This window comes from Winogradskyella sp. A2, assembly GCF_046762865.1.
Classification (GTDB): Bacteria; Bacteroidota; Bacteroidia; order Flavobacteriales; family Flavobacteriaceae; genus Winogradskyella.
Window position 1 is genome coordinate 553,491 of record NZ_JBKQXM010000001.1, and the last position, 18,483, is coordinate 571,973.

Genomic DNA, 18,483 nt, shown 5'->3' on the forward strand with positions numbered 1-18,483 from the left:
TGTAATTGCAATTCCAACAGACCTACCATGGGTTGAGGATTTTGAAGATTTGGCAGATGGCACAACGATAGATACGGGTGATACTGCTTGGAGCACGTCAATTGACCAAGGTGTCTGGGGTGTGCAGGGTGGAATACTCTTATTGTCTTCGGTTAATGGTGGTAGTACAGCTGTTTGGAACTCAGAACCAATTGATATTTCAGGATATGAAGATGTAACCTTATCAGTTGATGTCGATGATTTGGATAATAATAAGGAAAGTAATGATTATGTAAATGTATATTATAGATTGGACGGTGGCTCATTGACTCCATTTGGAACTGTAACGGGCAATATAGATTTAACCACGTTTACTGTTTCAGGTATTACAGGTAGTGTTTTGGAGATAGAGGTAGAGACAAAGGTTAGTTGGTCAGATGAAACCTATAGTATTGATAATGTTAATGTTATTGAACCACAAGCTAAAACAGAAAACCCTACAACAATTTATGATCAAAGTAATGATATTATTTTTACCGATGATTATGTAATATATCCAAACCCGGCAGATGATGAATTAAATATTAGTTCTCTCGAAAATAATATGATAGATTTAATTCGAATTTATGATGCTACAGGTAGAGTTGTTAGAATTTATGATAGAAGTAAGATTAATAAGGAAGCGACGTATAATCATATTACTTTAGATGGATTGCAAATAGGTGTCTATACACTACAAATTACAGATAATCAAAATAATAGAGTTATAAAGAAATTAATTGTAAAGTAATGTATTGAAACTTTAAAGCAGTATAAAAGTTGTTTTTACAAAAGTTTTAATCTGTGATTTTAATTCTATTAAAGAGAATTCAATCTATTCATATTATGGTGTCATTTCATAACATGAAATAGTGCAATGAATCCAGTTCCCGCTACTAAATTTAAAGCCAGTTGTTTTACAGCTGGTTTTTTTATTTTCATTAATTTTCTTTGGACAATAAGTTTTAAGGTAACTCCAAATTGATAATTCTCAAAACCTTATATTTGATATTTTTAAGAAGTTATATGAAGATCGTTTAACTTCTTGTATGTAAACCAATGATTAAATTAAGACCAAAATTTAGAAGAAATCTTCTGCAGGTTATTCCTTTCGGAATTATTTGGCTAATTAATGGTTGGGCATTTTTGTGGAGTGAATATGCAGTTTTAGGTGGTCAAAGTGTTGCTGTTGAGGCGGCTATTAAAATAACACCTTATATAGCGGTCTTTGCTAGTATTAGTATTTTCATTACAGGCTGTCTTGTTGGTATTTTAGAGGTTGCATTTATGTATCGGTTTTTTGTAAATGGTAGTTTTCCACAAAAAATAATAGGTAAGTTTTTACTTTATGGTGTATTATTCTTTGCGCTTATTTTTATCTTCTATGTATTAGCGACGAGTATTGAAACTAAGACTTCATTGTTCAGTGCTTCGGTGTTGGATCAATTTACCAACTTCTTTTTTAGTTTCACATATATTACAATTGGGTTACAATTAGGTTTCTCTTTAATTGTTTCGTTGATATATGCTGAAATCAGTGATAATCTAGGGCAAAATGTTTTTCTCAATTTTTTTACAGGAAAGTATCATAAGCCAGTTGTAGAGCAACGTATTTTTATGTTCACAGATATGAAGTCGTCTACAGAATTTGCCGAACAGTTAGGTCATATCAATTATTTTGATTTTTTAAAAGACTATTACAATGATTTATCTGACGCCATTATAGAAAATTATGGCGAAGTGTATCAATACATTGGTGATGAAATTGTTATTTCTTGGGATCTTAATAAAAAGAATGCGGTTCGTAACAGTATCAATTGCTTTTATGCAATGGAAAAGGATTTGTTAAAAAAGAAGGATTGGTATCTTAAAAAATATGATGTATATCCTGACTTTAAAGGTGCACTTCATCTTGGTGAGGTTACAACTGGGGAGATAGGTGCGCTTAAAAAAGAAATATTCTTCACTGGTGATGTATTAAATACTACAGCCAGAATACAAGGGCTTTGCAACCAATATCCAACTGATCTTTTAATATCACAAGATTTCTTAGATAGACTAGAATACAAAGATGATTTTGAAATCGATCATATAGGTAGAGTGCCATTGAAGGGCAAAAATGAGTCTAAGGAACTTTATACCGTTTTAAAAAAAGCCTAAGCAAACATAAAGGCTTGCCCTAAATAAGTACTTTAAATCTGTTTTTTCTCAATATCCACCTTCTTTGATTTTTTAGACTTAGTTTCTGGTGGAATTATATATCTGTTATTATCATTAAAGAATTGCTGTCTCATCGCTTCCATTCGTTTTATCATATCATCCATATTTGGAAAGTTTCGGTTAAGATTATTAGAAAAGAAATCATCCCTAAAAAAATCATCAGAAAAAAACTGTTTCATTATGGAATCATGATGTGCAAAAGTATTTCCGCTTGGTGATTGAAACATTGAAAAGCGCCTTTGCATCATAGACTGCATCTTATTAAAGATACTGTCATTATCTATTACTTTTGAATTTCCCGAAGAAGACCAACTATAGATGGAATCATATCGAATGATATTTCCATTTTCATCAACTTCTTTGTGAACATTCCAACTGCCTTTTGGTTCTGTGATAGAATCTTTTTGTGTTTCAGATTCAGCAATTTCCTTTTTTGAACTATTGCTTTCTTGGGCGTTACAGCTTGTAGCTAAAATTGCTACAAACAAAAAGAGTGCTACTTTTTTCATCTTTTACAATTTTAAGTTATACAAATGTGTCGTTATCTAAACAACAAAAAAAATGCCAATTTGTAAATACTTACTTTTTGTCATATTGTTTTGATGATCTTTTTCATAAAGTACACTATTGAAATAAAAACTAAGGCCATAATTAACCAAATCCACCAAGGACTGCTCGTCTTTAAATCAATAGGAGCAGTATCACCGATTAAAACTAAGCCAGCCCAATATTGAGGAGCAACTGTTCTTCCTTTGGCGTTAGCAATATAATTGAGTTTTGCTTGTCTTAAAGCTTCATCTTTTGCTAATCCTTCGGAAATATTGGTATAAAAGTGTTCTAACACTTCTGTACTTGATTTTTCATCAATGTTCCACAAACTTGTAAGTATGCTTTCACTACCTGCATAATTAAAGGCATGCGCTAGGGAGATCATACCTTCACCAGGTTGAAATGTTGGTTTGCCAGTTTCGCATGCTGTTAATATAGCAAGATTAGAAGATAGGTTTTGATTATATATTTCGTATGTGTAAAGAGAATTGTTTTTTTCATCAGTATTCTTTGCAAAAATTAATCTAGAAAACTCAGGACTTACATTATCAGACTCAGCGTGCGTTCCTATGTGAATAATTTTATGCTCTTTGGCATTTTTTGTAAAAATATTTTTGGATGCATTTTCATTTAAAAACGAATTTCCATTAAAAAGTTTAGAATAATTTTTGGCTAAATCTTTTGCAAATGGTTGTGGTAAGAGCTGTAAATAAGTATAGTCTAGTTCTAACGAGTCTTTTATTGCAATTTGATAATTATTCTTCATGTCTTGGCTAAACTCTGGTGCGAAAGCTATAAAATTGGAATCGTAACCAATAGGTTGGCTATTTTTATCAATTAAGAACAAACTATAATTGTAGGAGATGACCTTTTTTGCCAATAAACTATTATTTTTTAAATCTATATAATCAGAACAAGATTTAAAGGTCAATAATTCAAAACTCAGGTTAAACAAGTCTTTATCTGGTATTATTGTTACACGTTCAGTCTTTAACTGATTGTCAATAGGTTGCCATAATTGATCGTAAAGCACCTTTTGTAAATGAAAAATTGGATTTAAACTGTTTATTTCTGTGTTTAGCTGTTTTATGGTCAAGTTTATATTGTCAGTATCAAGTTTTGTCATTGTAATTTCAGACGCTGTAATTACAAAGACGTATAATTCTTCATCGATAAATAGATATCTAATTATTGTAGAGTCCTCAGGTATTTTGAGCCTTATATCTCCTAATTCTTCTGAAATGGATGCATAACGAAGTTTGTAGTAGTCTGGATAGTCATGCTTTAACTCATCTAAAAATGTATACCAATTTTCTTCATTTTCTAAAAAGGAATTAAATTCGGTTTTTTCAAAAGAAAAACTATTCAATCGTTTTTTTAAGGTCTTTTCTTTTTCTAAAATTTCACTTGGCAAATTGGCCGTAAGTTGTACTGAGTTAGAATTTAATCTGTTTCTAATTTTATGATATATCATAGACTCATGATAACCTAATAGGGCTACGAGATACTTTTCTTGTTTGGTGAGTTTGTATAATTCTAGATTCAATATTTTAGCCACATAAAAAACCTCGATATTATCTTGAATGAGTATTGCCGTCGATGTATCACTAGAAATAATCGATTTTTTATCTTCAAGTAATTGAATTGCTTCTTTGATTTCGGTAAGTTTATTTTTTAGGAATGTTTCGTCCTTTTTAGAATGTTGTTTCAGTTCGATTTTAACTTTCAATAACAATGCACTTACCTTATTACCTTCGATTTGAAGTTTATTGAGTTCGCTATTTTTAATGAGGTTATTAGAATTTAACAGATTTAAAGCTTCGTTGCAATACTTAAGAGCAAGCTCATAGTCTTGTAATTGGTAGTTAATATCTGCTAGATTTAATACTTGAAAATATTCTAATAATGTTTGCGCACCTTGGTTTGCTTTAATATAATCTCGAGCTTCTGTAGCCATTGATATGGCTTTCTCTTTCTCACCAATTTTGGCATAGAAGTTTGAAGCATTAACAATGAAGTCTAGGTATAACTCGTCATAAAAATTACCTAATGACGCTTTGTAATAATTTTCACTTTCAATAAAGTTGATTTTGGCTTTTTGTAAATCGCCAGAATTTAAATTTATCATTGCCTTATGATAATTGGCATCGGCTAACCAATAATCATAATCACCTGAGTTAGTTTCAAAATCGGTAATTCCTTCATTTAGTAGTTTATTGGCTTCATCATAATTTTTTAAAGCTACATTGATCTGACCTAATAACACTTTCCCTTTGGCTATTTCTGGACTATCGGGATTTAAATACATTTTTTTTTGCTCATAGGCATATGTTATAAGTTCCTTTGCACGCTTGTAATCTCCAAGGTCTTTGTAAAGGCCAGCATAATTATCTATAGCCTGAAATAAAAACTCTCTAGCATAGGTTCGTCTTGCATCGCTGATGTCTTCTTTTAAATATGCAGAGAGGTTATTAACTGTAGTTTGCATAGCATTAACAGAAGCCTCTAGATTACCTTGAATACTATAAATACCAGCCATATTATTATTGAGAGAAGCAGAACGATAGTATGTATTCCATGGTATCTGTTCTAAAGAATTTAGTATTTTTTCAGCATTTTTATAATAATAAATTGCACTATCATATTTTGATGCGTACCACATCATACCGCCTAATGAGTTGTTGGTAATGTAATAGCTGTCTGGTTCAGATAAGGAATCACTTTCCAAGGATTTAAGGGCTTTTTTATGATATTGCGTTGCTTTAGGAATATTGCCTAATCTTGAATAAAAAACTCCAAGATTGCTTTCTATCAATGCAAAGTCTCTACCTGTGGCTTCAGTCATTTCATAAGTAATATCCAAAGCCTTCAGATTATTATCCTTAGCAGTTTCAGAATCGCCAATAGACTCATAAAACGTACCTGTTTCTAAGGCTAATTGTCTAAGTGCTTTCTGATTTTTTGTTGAAGCATAAAATTTCGTAGTAAATGCAGATATGGTATTAATTGCAGATTTTCGTCCATTAATATTTAAGTCTATTTGCCCTAAATAATAAATGTAGTCTGTTAATTCATAAAACTGATTTAATGTGATAAGCGAGTCTATATATTTTTTAGTAATAATTTTTGCCTTTGCATACTCCTTCTCTGCTAATAATTTATCTAACTGTTTTAAGTTTAGCTCGACAGTATTTTGGCCATACATTGTATGTACTACACCTACTAATACTAAAAGTAAGAGTATCTTAATTTTAGAAATATGCATTTTATTTTAGTTTCTTAAGTAGGTCTTTGCTTTCTGGTAAGCTCGATTGTTTAAATGCATCTATTGCAGCTTCTTTATTATAAGCTTTAAGATGTGCTAAGCCTAAATAATAATAGGCATCATTTTTAAATGTTGTAGGATTTAGTTCAGTTACGATATTTAAATATTTAATAGCTTCATTTTCTTTTTTGCTAGCCAATAGAGCCGAACCAATAAAATAATTTAGAGTGTCATTTTTAACTTTAGTTTTAAGTAGATTTTTCCAAGTACTAATGGCGTCATCATATTTACCTTGTTTATATAATACCATAGCATTATTAAATTCGTAACTATCTGTAATACTCATAGTAGTTGGTAAACCAGGATCGGGAGAAAAATATTTTGCATATAATCGTTCGTTAGAGCTACTATCCAAGAACCAAAAACTACCAGCTGCTATAATAAGTGCTGCAGCAATAGCTAATTTTCGCCACCATATAAATCTAACCTTAGATTCATTTATTATGACTTCATTAGGTTCTATAGGTAATTCTTTATGAAAGTCATTTAGTTGTTCTTTTAATGCCTGTGTTTCTATACCAAGTAAAATTGTCTTAACATCTTCTACTTTTGTATAAAAATTTGTATCATCATTTAGTTGTTTCTCAAACTCTACACGTTTTTCATCAGAAAGTTGACCTGTTATGTAGGCTTCAATCCTTTCAAATTCTTCCTGTGATATTTTATTTAAGTCCATTTCTGTTAATCAGTTTTTAGGGCTATTTCTTTTAACTTTTGCATACATCTATATTTTTTATTTCTGGTAGAAGCAGAATCTAATTGCAGTTCATTTGCAATGTCGTTCATAGACAACTTCTCAAAATAAAATTTACTAAGTAAGTTTTTACATGCCTCGCCTAGATTTCTAAATGCTTGCATTACATCTTGTAATCGTTCATCTTTTAAAATGTCATCATTTATATCATTATTTTCTTGTTCACTTGGTTCAAAATATGATATTTGAGATGCAATAATTGTCTTTTTATAACCTTGAGACCTCAATACGTCCATCCATTTGTTTTTTGCTATTGTATACAAGTAACCGTTAATGGAAGATTCAGATTTTGGAATAAATTTATCTTGCTTTATATTTTGCCAAACTGCTAAAAACGCGTCTTGATAAATATCTTTTGCATGATCTTTAGTACCACTATTCTTTAATATTAAAAGTTCAATTTTTGGGTAGTTTGCATGGTATAACGATCGCAGAACAACTTGATTATTTGCTTTTATTGCCTCAATAAAATCTGACCTATTCTTTGTTAAATTAGTTGAAATGTTAACCTCTCGCATATATTACTAAGATATATGAAAGCAATTAAGTTTACAACATATTTTGTTTAACTACAGTTATATATGATTTATCAGTAGTTTAAATTCAATCGAATTATTTTTACAAACAATATTTAAAAAACATTTGGATTATGTGGTTCTGGGTCGTCTATGTCTGGTGTACCATCTAAGTCAGAATCCAATTCTCCACCATCATTTACTAAGAGTTGAAAATTAAGTGGAAGGAAGATATCTCTTACCAAACTGTTATATTCATTGGCTAGCCCTGCGGAAGTTGCAATTGATACATAAGTAATACCACCTAAACCCTGCACCGTAGTTAGAATTGCATAGGTCTGACCGGTAAAATTGCCAAAATTTATTAATCTTGCGCTATAAATCCTGCTAACATTTCCACCTAAATTTACAGGTATGGTTGCTGAACATTCAACTTCAAAATCGTTACCGTTATAACCCATATCCGCGAACATTTTATTTACTGCTATTGTAACTGCGTCTGTGATCGTGAAATTACCTGTAAAAGAAGTTGTAGGTATATATGTCCAAATTGCTCCATTATCATTACGTTTTACATCAACACCAATAGTACCAGAATTCTGATTGAAAATTGGAGCACTATTATAACCTTGAGGCATAGGGAACCCAAGAGCTGGGTATTGAGGATGTATAAATTGCCCATCAATGTTATCTAATAATGGCACTTGTGTTAAAGGCAATGGAATTCCTTTTGCACTATCCCAATATGCTGCTTTTGGGCCACTTATCGTAGTTACACCATCATTACATTGCGTCTCATAATTATTAAGTATATCTGAGTTGTTATTACCGCCATCATCATCTTTGCTACATGACCAAACAAGGCTTATAACTGTAAGTAGTATTATAATCTTTATAGGTTTCATAATGTTTTTGTTATTTTGATTATACTGATATATCGACTTTAATTAAAAATGTCATCATAGATAGGTTTTAATTTTCAATTTCAAATTGGGACCATTCTTTGTTATTTACCCTTTTGTCAATTCTAGGGTCATAAAATGCATTGTCCGTACCAAAATATTCTCCATTATTATTTACCCAATAATACTTACTACCATCTTTTACATTATAACGTTCTCCAGTTGCCATATTAGAAATTGTAGCACGTTCACCTATCATATTAACAGTTTTTGTTTGACCAGCATTATTCATATCGTTTCGTTTTAAGTATCCAGAATGGTTAATGTCTAAGATGTCACTATAAGTGTTACCGATAGAGCGTGTTGTATTACCTCGAGATTGTATGGCAGCCATTCTCTGATTGTGCTGTATCTGACTCTGTCTTGTTGCTCTTTCCCAGAATTCATTATTGCTTCTAATACTGTTCAGTAACTCCCTATTTTTTCTTTGTTGCCATTCCATGTTTATTTGCATATTGGCAAGACCAAAGATGTAAGATTCCTTCGCCTTTTTTATTGAACTCTCAGGAGCCTCTAATTCTGTAGATTGTAAAATCCATGAAATGTAGTTTCCTTTTTTTATGACTGATTGTACAAATACTATAAAAGAATGATTGCCATTTGCATCTTTCCAATCGGTTCCTGTAACACTGTAAGTTCTATTACTCCCTGTTTTGAGCATTCCAGAATCAAATCTTTGCCAAAATTCTTCAACTTTTGGCATAGGGTAACTATTAACAAAGCTATAGCCTTGCGATTGTGCAGATGGAATTACATAATCCTGTAATATCTTATTTATAGTTAAAACAGGTGATATTATAATATTAGGATCATTGATCTGTTGCAAGGATTGTAAAGCGAATGCATCATAAGAATAGGCGTAATTTTGAGTTTCAGTTTTGTTGACCTTAACATTATTCGGTGCGGTTATTTTAATGGATGCATTTCTGTTTGAATTGTAATTCCAATTATTCGGTAAAGGAATCCTAAAAGCAACCATTCCGTTTTCAGGATCATTAATGTTTTGATACTTGTATTTACCTTGAAGTATACCATTATCAATTTCTTGAGGATTGGTATAATTACAAGAGAAAACTAGGATAACTACTAAAAAATATTTAATGTAATTAAAGAATCGCATAAGTGAGAATGTTTATTGTTTCTTACTTATCGATACATTTCTAATTTGTCATCATTAGAGCTAAAAAAAGTATTTAGTATTGACGTTTCAAGTTTTAAAATAATCCGCTAATCTCTCCACTGTTGCTAATGTCAATTCCCTCAGATGCTGGGTGAGCCGGTAATCCTGGCATTCGCATAATGTTACCTGTTATAGGAATTAAAAAACCAGCACCTGCGGCGATTTCAATTTCTCTAACAGTTATAATAAAATCCTTCGGGCGACCTAAAAGTTTGGGGTTGTCTGATAAAGATTTTTGAGTTTTTGCGACGCAAATGGGTAGGTTTTCTAGTCCTAAGGCTTTAATTTCTGTTAGTTGACGTTTCGCAGTAGAGTTATAATCTACGTGTTCAGCTCCATATATTTTTTTTGCAATACGTTCAATTTTTGTTTCAATTGGCATATCCCACTTATAAAGTGGTTCAAATTTGGTTTCACATGCCTCAGCAACTTCAATTACATGTTGTGCAAGTTTTAATGCACCTGCACCACCTTTTGCCCAGACGTTAGCAACGGCGACTCTAGTATTTTTAATTTTAGCAAAATCTTTTATTAATTCAATTTCTTCTTTTGTGTCAGATTTAAACTTATTTATAGCAATAACAGGAATAACATTAAACTTTTTAATATTTTCCAGATGCTTTTCTAAATTTGGTAAACCTTGTCTTAAAGCATCCACATTTGGTTCAGCTAATGATTTTAAATCGGCACCACCATGATATTTTAATGCTCTAATTGTGGTTGTTAATACAACCACTTTTGGTGAGATATTAGCACTTTGACACTTAATGTCAAAAAACTTTTCAGCACCTAAATCAAAACCAAAACCAGCTTCGGTTACTGTATAGTCAGAATAGGTCATGCCCATTAATGTTCCAATTACTGAGTTTGTTCCTTGAGCAATATTGGCAAATGGACCACCATGAATAATTGCAGGATTCCCCTCCATAGTTTGTACCAAATTAGGCTTAATGGCATGTTTTAGAAGTGCAGCCATAGCACCAGCCACTTTCAGATCTTTTGCAAAGATTGGCTTTTTATCATAGGTGTAACCAATAAAGATTTCACCTAGACGTTTCTTCAAATCGACTAAGTCTTTTGAGATACAAAGTATAGCCATGATCTCAGAGGCTGCTGTTATATCGAAGCCTGTTTCCCTTGGTATACCAAAAGTGGTGCCTCCCAAACCTACAATTATACGGCGTAATGCGCGATCATTCATATCAATTACACGTTTCCATGTGATAGTTCTTGGATCTAATCCTAATGATTGAGTTTTACTTTGCACGTTATTATCAATAACAGCAGATAATAAGTTGTGTGCTTTTTCAATTGCAGAAAAATCTCCTGTAAAGTGTAAATTGATGTCCTCTAAAGGTAGCACTTGAGAATATCCACCACCAGTCGCTCCACCTTTTATACCAAAAACAGGTCCTAAGGAGGGTTCTCTTAACACTACCGTCGTTTTTTTATTAAGTCTATTAAGAGCTTCAGATAATCCAATAGATATTGTCGTTTTACCCTCACCAGCGGGTGTTGGTGAAATAGCTGAAACCAAAACAAGATTACTCTTTTTTGCCCTATTACGATTAATGCAACTTAAAGGTAACTTCGCTTTATCCTTACCATACATTTCTATGATTTCTGGATCAATTCCAAGTTTCTTTGCAATTTCAGTTATGGGTTTTAGAGTAACTTTTTTGGCAATCTGAAGGTCGGTCATAATTAAAAGAAGTAATGATATTTGTCAAATTTAGATGTTTTCGGTTGCCTAAAGGATGATTTTTGTCATACTAGAGGAGTTACATACATTTCATCCTAGAAATGAGGTTAAAGGTTGTAACTTTGCATAAAATTATTGAGATGCACAAAGCAGGTTTTGTAAATATTATTGGAAACCCAAATGTTGGTAAGTCCACCTTAATGAATGCATTTATGGGTGAGAAATTGTCCATAATCACTTCTAAGGCTCAAACTACCAGACATCGTATTTTGGGAATCGTAAATGGTGAAGATTTTCAAGTAGTTTTAAGTGATACTCCAGGTATAATTAAACCAGCGTACCAATTGCAAGAATCCATGATGGGATTCGTAAAATCTGCATTTGAAGATGCGGATTTATTGATCTACATGGTTGAAATAGGTGAGAAGGAATTAAAGGACGAAGCTTTTTTTAAGAAGATTACGAATACTAAAATTCCTGTACTACTACTTCTAAATAAAATTGATAATTCTAACCAGGAACAATTAGAGGAACAGTCAGAATTATGGCAACAAAAGGTTCCAAATGCAGAGTTTTATCCAATATCTGCTTTAAATGGTTTTAACGTAAAAAATGTCTTTAATAGAATAATTGAACTATTGCCAGAATCACCACCTTTTTATCCAAAAGATCAGATTACAGATAAACCAGAGCGCTTTTTTGTTAATGAAGCTATTAGGGAAAAAATATTATTACACTACAAAAAGGAAATACCATATTCGGTTGAGGTAGATACGGAAGAGTTTTTTGAAGAAGAAAATATTATAAGAATGCGTTCTGTAATTATGGTAGAACGCGAAACTCAAAAAGGAATTATTATTGGTCATAAGGGCTCTGCTCTTAAACGCGTTGGAGTAGAAGCAAGAAAAGACTTAGAAAAATTCTTTGGTAAGCAAGTACATTTAGAATTGTATGTAAAAGTGAATAAGAATTGGAGGAGCAATCAAAACCAGTTGAGACGTTTTGGTTACAATCAATAATTTTTAAGAAATTGAATGGATGTCCTGGCTTCGAAGTGTATCGCGCATAAAATGATGAAGCTCATGCATTTGAGACATACCAGTTCTTTTACCAAGTCTACCACCAAAATAGAGTGCAAACCAAACCACTACCATTAATAGAGTTACAAACAACTGTATGGCATAACTACTTTCTAAAGACCAATTTACATAGGCCCAAATTGCAAAACCAATAAAAAACCCGGCGACAACAAAATGAAAAAACATGAACATTGTCCAAACTGTTGGGTTAGGGCCAAATAATCCATAAATCATACTTGTGTTTTCCTCATCATAATCTTCGTTTATTTCTAAATGAAGTTGTGGTGACCAAAAATGTTGTTTTTCCTTTGGTATCTTAATAAAAACATGATCATCTACACGAGTTACAATAAAATCAGATTGAGATTTACTTTTATCTTCAAATAGAGACAAGAGTACGTTGTTAACTTCATTGACTTTGAATTTAAATCTTGGTCTTAGTATAATTTCATTAGTGATCTCCATAATTAGGTAATGCAGTAACATCTTCAATTTACATAATTTCTTTTAAATTAAATCTAAGATTTAATACTACCTTTGCGGCAAGAATAAGAATATGGGAAATATAGTTGCTATAGTAGGAAGACCAAATGTTGGGAAATCAACCTTTTTTAATCGTCTTATACAAAGACGAGAAGCAATTGTTGATGCTGTAAGTGGAGTAACGAGAGATCGCCATTATGGTAAAACGGATTGGAACGGTAGAGACTTCTCGTTAATTGATACAGGTGGATATGTTGTAGGTAGCGATGATGTTTTTGAAACAGAAATTGATAAGCAAGTAGAGCTTGCTATTGATGAAGCAGATGCAATTATTTTTATGGTTGATGTGGAGAGTGGTGTAACTGGCATGGATGAAGATGTTGCTAAATTATTACGTAAGGTAGATAAACCAGTTTTTCTTGTTGTTAATAAGGTAGATAATAACAAGCGTGCAGAAGATGCTGTTGAGTTTTATTCACTTGGACTAGGTGATTATTACACAATAGCCAGTATAAACGGAAGTGGAACCGGTGATTTGCTTGATGCCGTTGTTAAAGCACTACCAGAGAAAGAAGAGATTGAGGAAGAAGCATTACCAAGATTTGCAGTAGTAGGTCGTCCGAATGCAGGTAAATCATCTTTTATAAATGCACTAATAGGAGAGGACAGATATATTGTAACTGATATTGCAGGTACAACAAGGGATTCAATTGATACCAAATACAATCGATTTGGGTTTGAATTTAATCTGGTTGATACTGCAGGAATTAGGCGTAAATCTAAGGTGAAAGAAGATTTAGAATTTTATTCTGTAATGCGAAGTGTAAGAGCTATAGAGCATTCAGATGTTTGCCTTTTGGTTTTAGATGCAACACGTGGTTTTGATGGTCAGGTACAAAATATTTTTTGGCTCGCAGAACGCAATAGAAAGGGTATTGTAATATTGGTAAACAAATGGGATTTAGTTGAAAAGGATAATAAAACGGCTAAGGAATTTGAAAAGCATATTCGAAAGGAAATCGAACCGTTTACAGATGTACCTATTGTATTTATTTCCGTACTGAATAAACAACGAATTTTTAAGGCTATTGAAACGGCAGTAGAAGTATATAAAAACAGAACCAAGCGTATCAAAACTAGCGTACTTAATGATACCCTATTACCAATAATAGAGCATTATCCACCACCTGCCTACAAGGGGAAGTTTGTAAAAATAAAGTACATTATGCAATTGCCTACGCCACAGCCACAGTTTGCATTCTTTTGTAATTTGCCACAATATGTAAAGGAACCATATAAGCGTTTTTTGGAAAATAAATTAAGAGAAAATTTTGATTTTACAGGTGTTCCAGTAAGCGTTTACATGCGAAAAAAATAGTAGTAGAATTATATTTGTTTTCATTTGGTGTTTAACAATCTTGCTATATAATAACAGGGTTGACTAATTAGCTGTATGTTGAATTAACTGTTTTTACCAACCTCCTGAGGCACCACCGCCTCCAAAACTGCCTCCTCTGAAGCCACCACAGAATCCACCAGAGCTACCACCTCCAAATCCACCAAATCCACCAGATGAAGATCCACGAGAATAGCTACCACGCCCCATATTGATAAATTTATAGTTGTGATTTAATTTTATTGAGTTGTGCTTTTATGCTCTCGAGTTTCTCAATAATTTCATATTTATCAAGTGCCTGCTTTTTTTCTTCTTTTAAGTGAATTTTAGCACCATCTAAGGTAAATCCACGTTCCTTAACCAAATGATAAATAAACTTTAAGTTTTTGATATCTTCAGGAGTGAATTTTCTATTACCCTTTGCATTCTTTTTTGGCTTTATAATATCAAATTCTTTTTCCCAGAATCGTATCAATGATGCATTCACCTTAAATGCTTTGGCAACTTCGCCAATACCATAGTATCTTTTTTCTGGTAATTCTATGTGCATTTTAATCTAAGGATTGATTTTCTAATGATGCTTTTTCTAACAATTTGTCAAACTCCTCAGCTGATAGATTACCGTAATAGAAGTTGATAGGATTTATTCTGTTACCATCCTTAAATATTTCGTAGTGCAAATGTGGAGCTTCCGAACGTCCTGTACTACCTACAAAACCAATCAGGTCTCCTCGTTTTACACGTTGATTAACACGTACATTATATTTGTACAAATGAGCATACAATGAGAGATAACCATACCCATGGTCAATACGAATGTGCTTGCCATATCCCGTGGCACTATTATCGGCACGTTTCACAATACCGTCACCAGTGGCATAAATAGGTGTGCCTCTTGGTGCTGTAAAATCCATTCCAAAATGAAACTTTCTAACTTTTGTAAAAGGATCTGTTCTAAATCCATAACCAGATGCAACTCTTGTAAGACTAACATTATTTACGGGTTGGATTGCAGGAATAGCTTCTAAAAATTTTTCTTTATCCTCAGCTAGTTTAGCAATCTCATCCAGTGACTTAGATTGCACTACAATTGCCTTTTCAAGTATATCTAAACGTTTATTAGTTTCAGCGATGAGCTGAGAATTGTCATATCCCTCATATTTTTTATAACGATTAATACCACCAAATCCAGCACGTCTTTGTTCTTCTGGCAAAGGATTAGCTTCGAAATAAAGTCTATATATTGCATTATCACGTTCTTCAACATTTTCTAATGCTGCAATTGCAGCATCCATTCTTTTGTTAAGAAGCTGATATTGTAAGTCTAAATTTTGTAATTCCCTTGCAAGTTCTCGCTCCTTTGGAGATTCTACATATTGGCTAACTATGAAGAAAGATAAGAAACCAAACAAACCCGCAGCAGTAAGGAAGACCATAACATATTTAAATGTTGTTCTTTTCTTCCGTCTTATTTTACGGTATGAAAGAGTTTCGGAATCATAATAATATTTTACCTTACCCATATTGCAAATTATACTATTTTTGCTGCTAACAAAAACATTTTGTAGCCCAATTTTAATAGCGTAACGACCAAAGATAAAAATTGTTTTGCAATTGTGGGAATTTAATATAGAATCAAGCTCTAATTAGTTGCATATGAAATCTAAAGATATCCGTGCGAAATTTTTAAACTTTTTTAAAGGCAAAGAACATCTCATTGTCCCTTCAGCTCCTATGGTCGTTAAGAACGACCCAACGTTGATGTTTGTTAATTCTGGAATGGCGCCTTTTAAAGAATATTTTTTGGGTAATGCAGAACCAAAGCAAAATAGAATTGCTGATACCCAGAAATGTCTTAGAGTTTCGGGAAAACACAATGATTTAGAGGAAGTTGGTTATGATACTTATCATCACACACTTTTTGAAATGCTCGGCAATTGGAGTTTTGGAGATTATTTTAAAAAGGAGGCTATTGAATGGGCCTGGGAATTATTAACTGAGGAATTCGGAATTGACAAAAACATATTGTATGTAACCGTTTTTGAAGGAAGTGATGATGAGGATAAGTTAGACATGGATACTGAAGCCTATGATATTTGGAAAAAATATATTGATGAAGATCGAATTTTAAAAGGTAATAAAAAAGATAATTTTTGGGAGATGGGAGAACAAGGTCCATGCGGTCCTTGTAGTGAGATACATGTTGATATTCGTTCTGAAGAAGAAAAAGCAAAAGTTAGCGGTAAAGATTTAGTGAACATGGACCATCCACAGGTTGTTGAAATATGGAATTTGGTTTTCATGCAATACAACCGAAAAGCTAATGGTTCTCTTGAGAACTTACCAAATAAGCATATCGATACAGGAATGGGCTTTGAGCGTCTCTGCATGGTGCTTCAAGGTGTACAATCTAATTATGATACTGATGTTTTTACACCAATAATTAGAGAGATTGAAACTATTACCAATTCTAAATATGGCAAGAACGAAAAAACTGATATAGCTATTAGAGTGATTTCAGACCATGTAAGAGCGGTTGCATTTTCTATTGCAGATGGGCAGTTACCAAGTAATACTGGAGCAGGTTATGTAATTCGCAGAATTCTGAGACGTGCGATACGTTATGGATTTACATTTTTAAATCAAAAAGAACCATTCATTTACAAATTAGCTGGTACATTAAGCAAACAGATGGGTGAGGCATTTCCTGAAATTAAAACACAAGAACGTCTTATTGAAAATGTGATTAAAGAAGAAGAACAGTCTTTTTTAAGAACATTAGATCAAGGATTACTTTTATTAGATAAGGTTATTGAAAATACATCATCAAAGACTGTTGATGGAAGTCGTGCTTTTGAGCTATACGATACTTATGGTTTCCCTTTAGATCTTACCCAATTAATTGCAAGGGAGAAAGGATATGAAATAGATGAGGATGGCTTTGATACTCAAATGCAAAGACAAAAAAATCGCTCTAGAAATGCATCTGCAACAGAGACTTCTGACTGGGTAGTTTTAAGAGAAGACGATACAGAAGAGTTTATCGGTTATGATACTTTAAATGCAGACGTAAAGTTAACACGTTATAGAAAAGTGGTTTCAAAAAAAGATGGAGACCTATATCAGCTTGTTTTTAATTTAACGCCTTTTTATCCAGAGGGTGGTGGACAAGTAGGTGATAAAGGATCTGTTGAAGCTCCGAATGGTGATGTGGTTTATATTACGGATACTAAAAAAGAGAATAATCTTATAATTCATATTACAAAGCAGTTACCAAATCATTTAGAGGATACTTTTAAGGCAATTGTAAATGAGGAGCACAGAAGACTTTCTGCAAGTAATCACACTGCAACACATTTATTACATCAAGCACTTAGGACTATTTTAGGAACACATGTGGAACAAAAAGGATCATTGGTAAAACCAAAATCTCTTAGGTTTGATTTTTCACATTTTTCAAAGGTTGAAGCAGATCAATTACAACAGGTTGAGGACTTTGTAAATGCTAGAATCCATGAGAATTTATCTTTAGAAGAATTTCGAAATATCCCAATGCAAAAAGCTTTAGATGAAGGTGCAATTGCCTTGTTTGGTGAAAAATATGGGGATAGTGTTAGGGCCATAAGATTTGGACAGTCTATGGAGCTATGTGGTGGTACGCATGTTAACCAGACAGGTGATATTTGGCATTTTAAAATTAAATCTGAAGGTGCGATTGCTTCTGGTATAAGACGAATTGAAGCTATAACAAATGATGCTGTAGGTGAGTATTTTGAAAATGTAGATAAACAATTTGAAGCTGTTAAGCAGGTTTTAAAAAACCCTGTTGAACCAGCAAAAGCCGTGCAAAATTTACAAGAAGAAAATGCAAGTTTAAAAAAGCAAATTGAAGCTTTATTAAAAGATAAAGCTAAGAACTTAAAAGGTGAATTAAAGAATGAACTCACTGAACTAAAAGGTGTGCAATACTTGGCAAAGAAAGTTGATTTAGACGCTAGAGGAATTAAAGATCTTTGCTTTGAACTTGGAAGTCAATTTAACAACCTTTTCTTATTGTTTGGAGCGGATAATAATGGCAAAGCAATTCTTTCATGTTATATCTCAAAAGAACTTGTTGCTACTAAAGATCTGAACGCAGGTACAATAGTAAGAGAACTTGGGAAATATATTCAAGGTGGTGGTGGAGGCCAACCGTTTTTTGCAACTGCAGGTGGTAAAAATCCGGCAGGTATTGAAGAAGCATTAAATGCTTCTAAGGATTATCTCAATTAACAAATACATTTATCCTCGGAGAGTTTAT

16 protein-coding genes are annotated in these 18,483 nt (G+C 32.7%); 5 read left to right on the plus strand and 11 right to left on the minus strand.

Annotated elements, in window-relative coordinates; translation table 11 throughout:
• Positions 1-769 (plus strand): T9SS type A sorting domain-containing protein (locus ACFWV9_RS02400; RefSeq protein ID WP_411893635.1); only part of this gene is annotated, 769 nt, incomplete at its 5' end.
• A gap of 308 nt (positions 770-1,077) precedes the next feature.
• Positions 1,078-2,178 carry an adenylate/guanylate cyclase domain-containing protein gene (locus ACFWV9_RS02405; RefSeq protein ID WP_411893636.1) on the plus strand — a complete coding sequence of 367 codons (1,101 nt, stop codon included), beginning with the start codon at positions 1,078-1,080 and terminating at the stop codon, positions 2,176-2,178.
• 32 nt (positions 2,179-2,210) lie between these two features.
• Here ACFWV9_RS02405 and ACFWV9_RS02410 read toward each other — a convergent pair whose 3' ends face one another.
• The 7 genes from ACFWV9_RS02410 to ACFWV9_RS02440 form a co-directional block, all read right to left on the minus strand.
• Complete coding sequence (locus ACFWV9_RS02410; RefSeq protein WP_411893637.1) at positions 2,211-2,747, minus strand: hypothetical protein; 537 nt, start codon at positions 2,745-2,747, stop codon at positions 2,211-2,213.
• 80 nt (positions 2,748-2,827) lie between these two features.
• The gene (locus ACFWV9_RS02415) at positions 2,828-6,052 is read right to left on the minus strand and encodes a CHAT domain-containing protein (protein WP_411893638.1); all 3,225 of its coding nucleotides are present in this window, start codon (positions 6,050-6,052) and stop codon (positions 2,828-2,830) included.
• A gap of 1 nt (position 6,053) precedes the next feature.
• Positions 6,054-6,788 (minus strand): tetratricopeptide repeat protein, encoded by a 735-nt coding sequence (locus tag ACFWV9_RS02420; RefSeq protein WP_411893639.1) that lies wholly within the window; start codon positions 6,786-6,788, stop codon positions 6,054-6,056.
• Between the two features lie 5 nt (positions 6,789-6,793).
• Complete coding sequence (locus ACFWV9_RS02425; RefSeq protein WP_411893640.1) at positions 6,794-7,384, minus strand: RNA polymerase sigma factor; 591 nt, start codon at positions 7,382-7,384, stop codon at positions 6,794-6,796.
• A gap of 113 nt (positions 7,385-7,497) precedes the next feature.
• Positions 7,498-8,286 carry a hypothetical protein gene (locus ACFWV9_RS02430; RefSeq protein WP_411893641.1) on the minus strand — a complete coding sequence of 263 codons (789 nt, stop codon included), beginning with the start codon at positions 8,284-8,286 and terminating at the stop codon, positions 7,498-7,500.
• Between the two features lie 67 nt (positions 8,287-8,353).
• Entirely contained in the window at positions 8,354-9,463 is a 1,110-nt protein-coding gene (locus ACFWV9_RS02435) for a hypothetical protein (protein ID WP_411893642.1), read from the minus strand.
• A gap of 94 nt (positions 9,464-9,557) precedes the next feature.
• On the minus strand, positions 9,558-11,225 hold the full coding sequence (locus tag ACFWV9_RS02440; protein ID WP_411893643.1) for a formate--tetrahydrofolate ligase: 1,668 nt from the start codon (positions 11,223-11,225) through the stop codon (positions 9,558-9,560).
• Positions 11,226-11,365: 140 nt separating this feature from the next.
• Here ACFWV9_RS02440 and era point away from each other — a divergent pair, with 140 nt between their 5' ends.
• Entirely contained in the window at positions 11,366-12,244 is an 879-nt protein-coding gene (era, locus tag ACFWV9_RS02445; RefSeq protein WP_411893644.1) for a GTPase Era, read from the plus strand.
• A 3-nt stretch (positions 12,245-12,247) separates the two neighbouring features.
• Here era and ACFWV9_RS02450 read toward each other — a convergent pair whose 3' ends face one another.
• Entirely contained in the window at positions 12,248-12,769 is a 522-nt protein-coding gene (locus ACFWV9_RS02450; protein ID WP_411893645.1) for a GTP-binding protein, read from the minus strand.
• A gap of 91 nt (positions 12,770-12,860) precedes the next feature.
• Between ACFWV9_RS02450 and der the strand changes: the two genes are divergently transcribed.
• Positions 12,861-14,165: a ribosome biogenesis GTPase Der gene (der, locus tag ACFWV9_RS02455; RefSeq protein ID WP_411893646.1), complete on the plus strand. Its 1,305-nt coding sequence runs from the start codon at positions 12,861-12,863 to the stop codon at positions 14,163-14,165.
• Positions 14,166-14,258: 93 nt separating this feature from the next.
• Here the strand turns inward: der and ACFWV9_RS02460 are convergent, their stop codons facing one another.
• Genes ACFWV9_RS02460 through ACFWV9_RS02470 form a run of 3 tightly spaced genes read right to left on the minus strand, consistent with a single transcriptional unit; the run spans position 14,259 to position 15,706 of the window.
• Positions 14,259-14,393, minus strand: coding sequence for a hypothetical protein (locus ACFWV9_RS02460; protein ID WP_411893647.1), 135 nt, complete (start codon positions 14,391-14,393; stop codon positions 14,259-14,261).
• Positions 14,394-14,403: 10 nt separating this feature from the next.
• Positions 14,404-14,733: a MerR family transcriptional regulator gene (locus tag ACFWV9_RS02465; RefSeq protein ID WP_411893648.1), complete on the minus strand. Its 330-nt coding sequence runs from the start codon at positions 14,731-14,733 to the stop codon at positions 14,404-14,406.
• 1 nt (position 14,734) lies between these two features.
• Positions 14,735-15,706 (minus strand): M23 family metallopeptidase, encoded by a 972-nt coding sequence (locus ACFWV9_RS02470; RefSeq protein ID WP_411893649.1) that lies wholly within the window; start codon positions 15,704-15,706, stop codon positions 14,735-14,737.
• Positions 15,707-15,839: 133 nt separating this feature from the next.
• Here ACFWV9_RS02470 and alaS point away from each other — a divergent pair, with 133 nt between their 5' ends.
• Entirely contained in the window at positions 15,840-18,455 is a 2,616-nt protein-coding gene (gene alaS, locus ACFWV9_RS02475; RefSeq protein WP_411893650.1) for an alanine--tRNA ligase, read from the plus strand.
• Positions 18,456-18,483: the final 28 nt, after the last annotated feature.

What these genes read in the sequence shown, in the direction of transcription:
- ACFWV9_RS02405 (WP_411893636.1), top strand. Translation starts at nt 1,078, where the DNA reads ATGATTAAATTAAGACCAAAATTTAGAAGAAATCTTCTGCAGGTTATT.
- ACFWV9_RS02410 (WP_411893637.1), bottom strand. Translation starts at nt 2,747, where the DNA reads ATGAAAAAAGTAGCACTCTTTTTGTTTGTAGCAATTTTAGCTACAAGC.
- ACFWV9_RS02415 (WP_411893638.1), bottom strand. Translation starts at nt 6,052, where the DNA reads ATGCATATTTCTAAAATTAAGATACTCTTACTTTTAGTATTAGTAGGT.
- ACFWV9_RS02420 (WP_411893639.1), bottom strand. Translation starts at nt 6,788, where the DNA reads ATGGACTTAAATAAAATATCACAGGAAGAATTTGAAAGGATTGAAGCC.
- ACFWV9_RS02425 (WP_411893640.1), bottom strand. Translation starts at nt 7,384, where the DNA reads ATGCGAGAGGTTAACATTTCAACTAATTTAACAAAGAATAGGTCAGAT.
- ACFWV9_RS02430 (WP_411893641.1), bottom strand. Translation starts at nt 8,286, where the DNA reads ATGAAACCTATAAAGATTATAATACTACTTACAGTTATAAGCCTTGTT.
- ACFWV9_RS02435 (WP_411893642.1), bottom strand. Translation starts at nt 9,463, where the DNA reads ATGCGATTCTTTAATTACATTAAATATTTTTTAGTAGTTATCCTAGTT.
- ACFWV9_RS02440 (WP_411893643.1), bottom strand. Translation starts at nt 11,225, where the DNA reads ATGACCGACCTTCAGATTGCCAAAAAAGTTACTCTAAAACCCATAACT.
- era (WP_411893644.1), top strand. Translation starts at nt 11,366, where the DNA reads ATGCACAAAGCAGGTTTTGTAAATATTATTGGAAACCCAAATGTTGGT.
- ACFWV9_RS02450 (WP_411893645.1), bottom strand. Translation starts at nt 12,769, where the DNA reads ATGGAGATCACTAATGAAATTATACTAAGACCAAGATTTAAATTCAAA.
- der (WP_411893646.1), top strand. Translation starts at nt 12,861, where the DNA reads ATGGGAAATATAGTTGCTATAGTAGGAAGACCAAATGTTGGGAAATCA.
- ACFWV9_RS02460 (WP_411893647.1), bottom strand. Translation starts at nt 14,393, where the DNA reads ATGGGGCGTGGTAGCTATTCTCGTGGATCTTCATCTGGTGGATTTGGT.
- ACFWV9_RS02465 (WP_411893648.1), bottom strand. Translation starts at nt 14,733, where the DNA reads ATGCACATAGAATTACCAGAAAAAAGATACTATGGTATTGGCGAAGTT.
- ACFWV9_RS02470 (WP_411893649.1), bottom strand. Translation starts at nt 15,706, where the DNA reads ATGGGTAAGGTAAAATATTATTATGATTCCGAAACTCTTTCATACCGT.
- alaS (WP_411893650.1), top strand. Translation starts at nt 15,840, where the DNA reads ATGAAATCTAAAGATATCCGTGCGAAATTTTTAAACTTTTTTAAAGGC.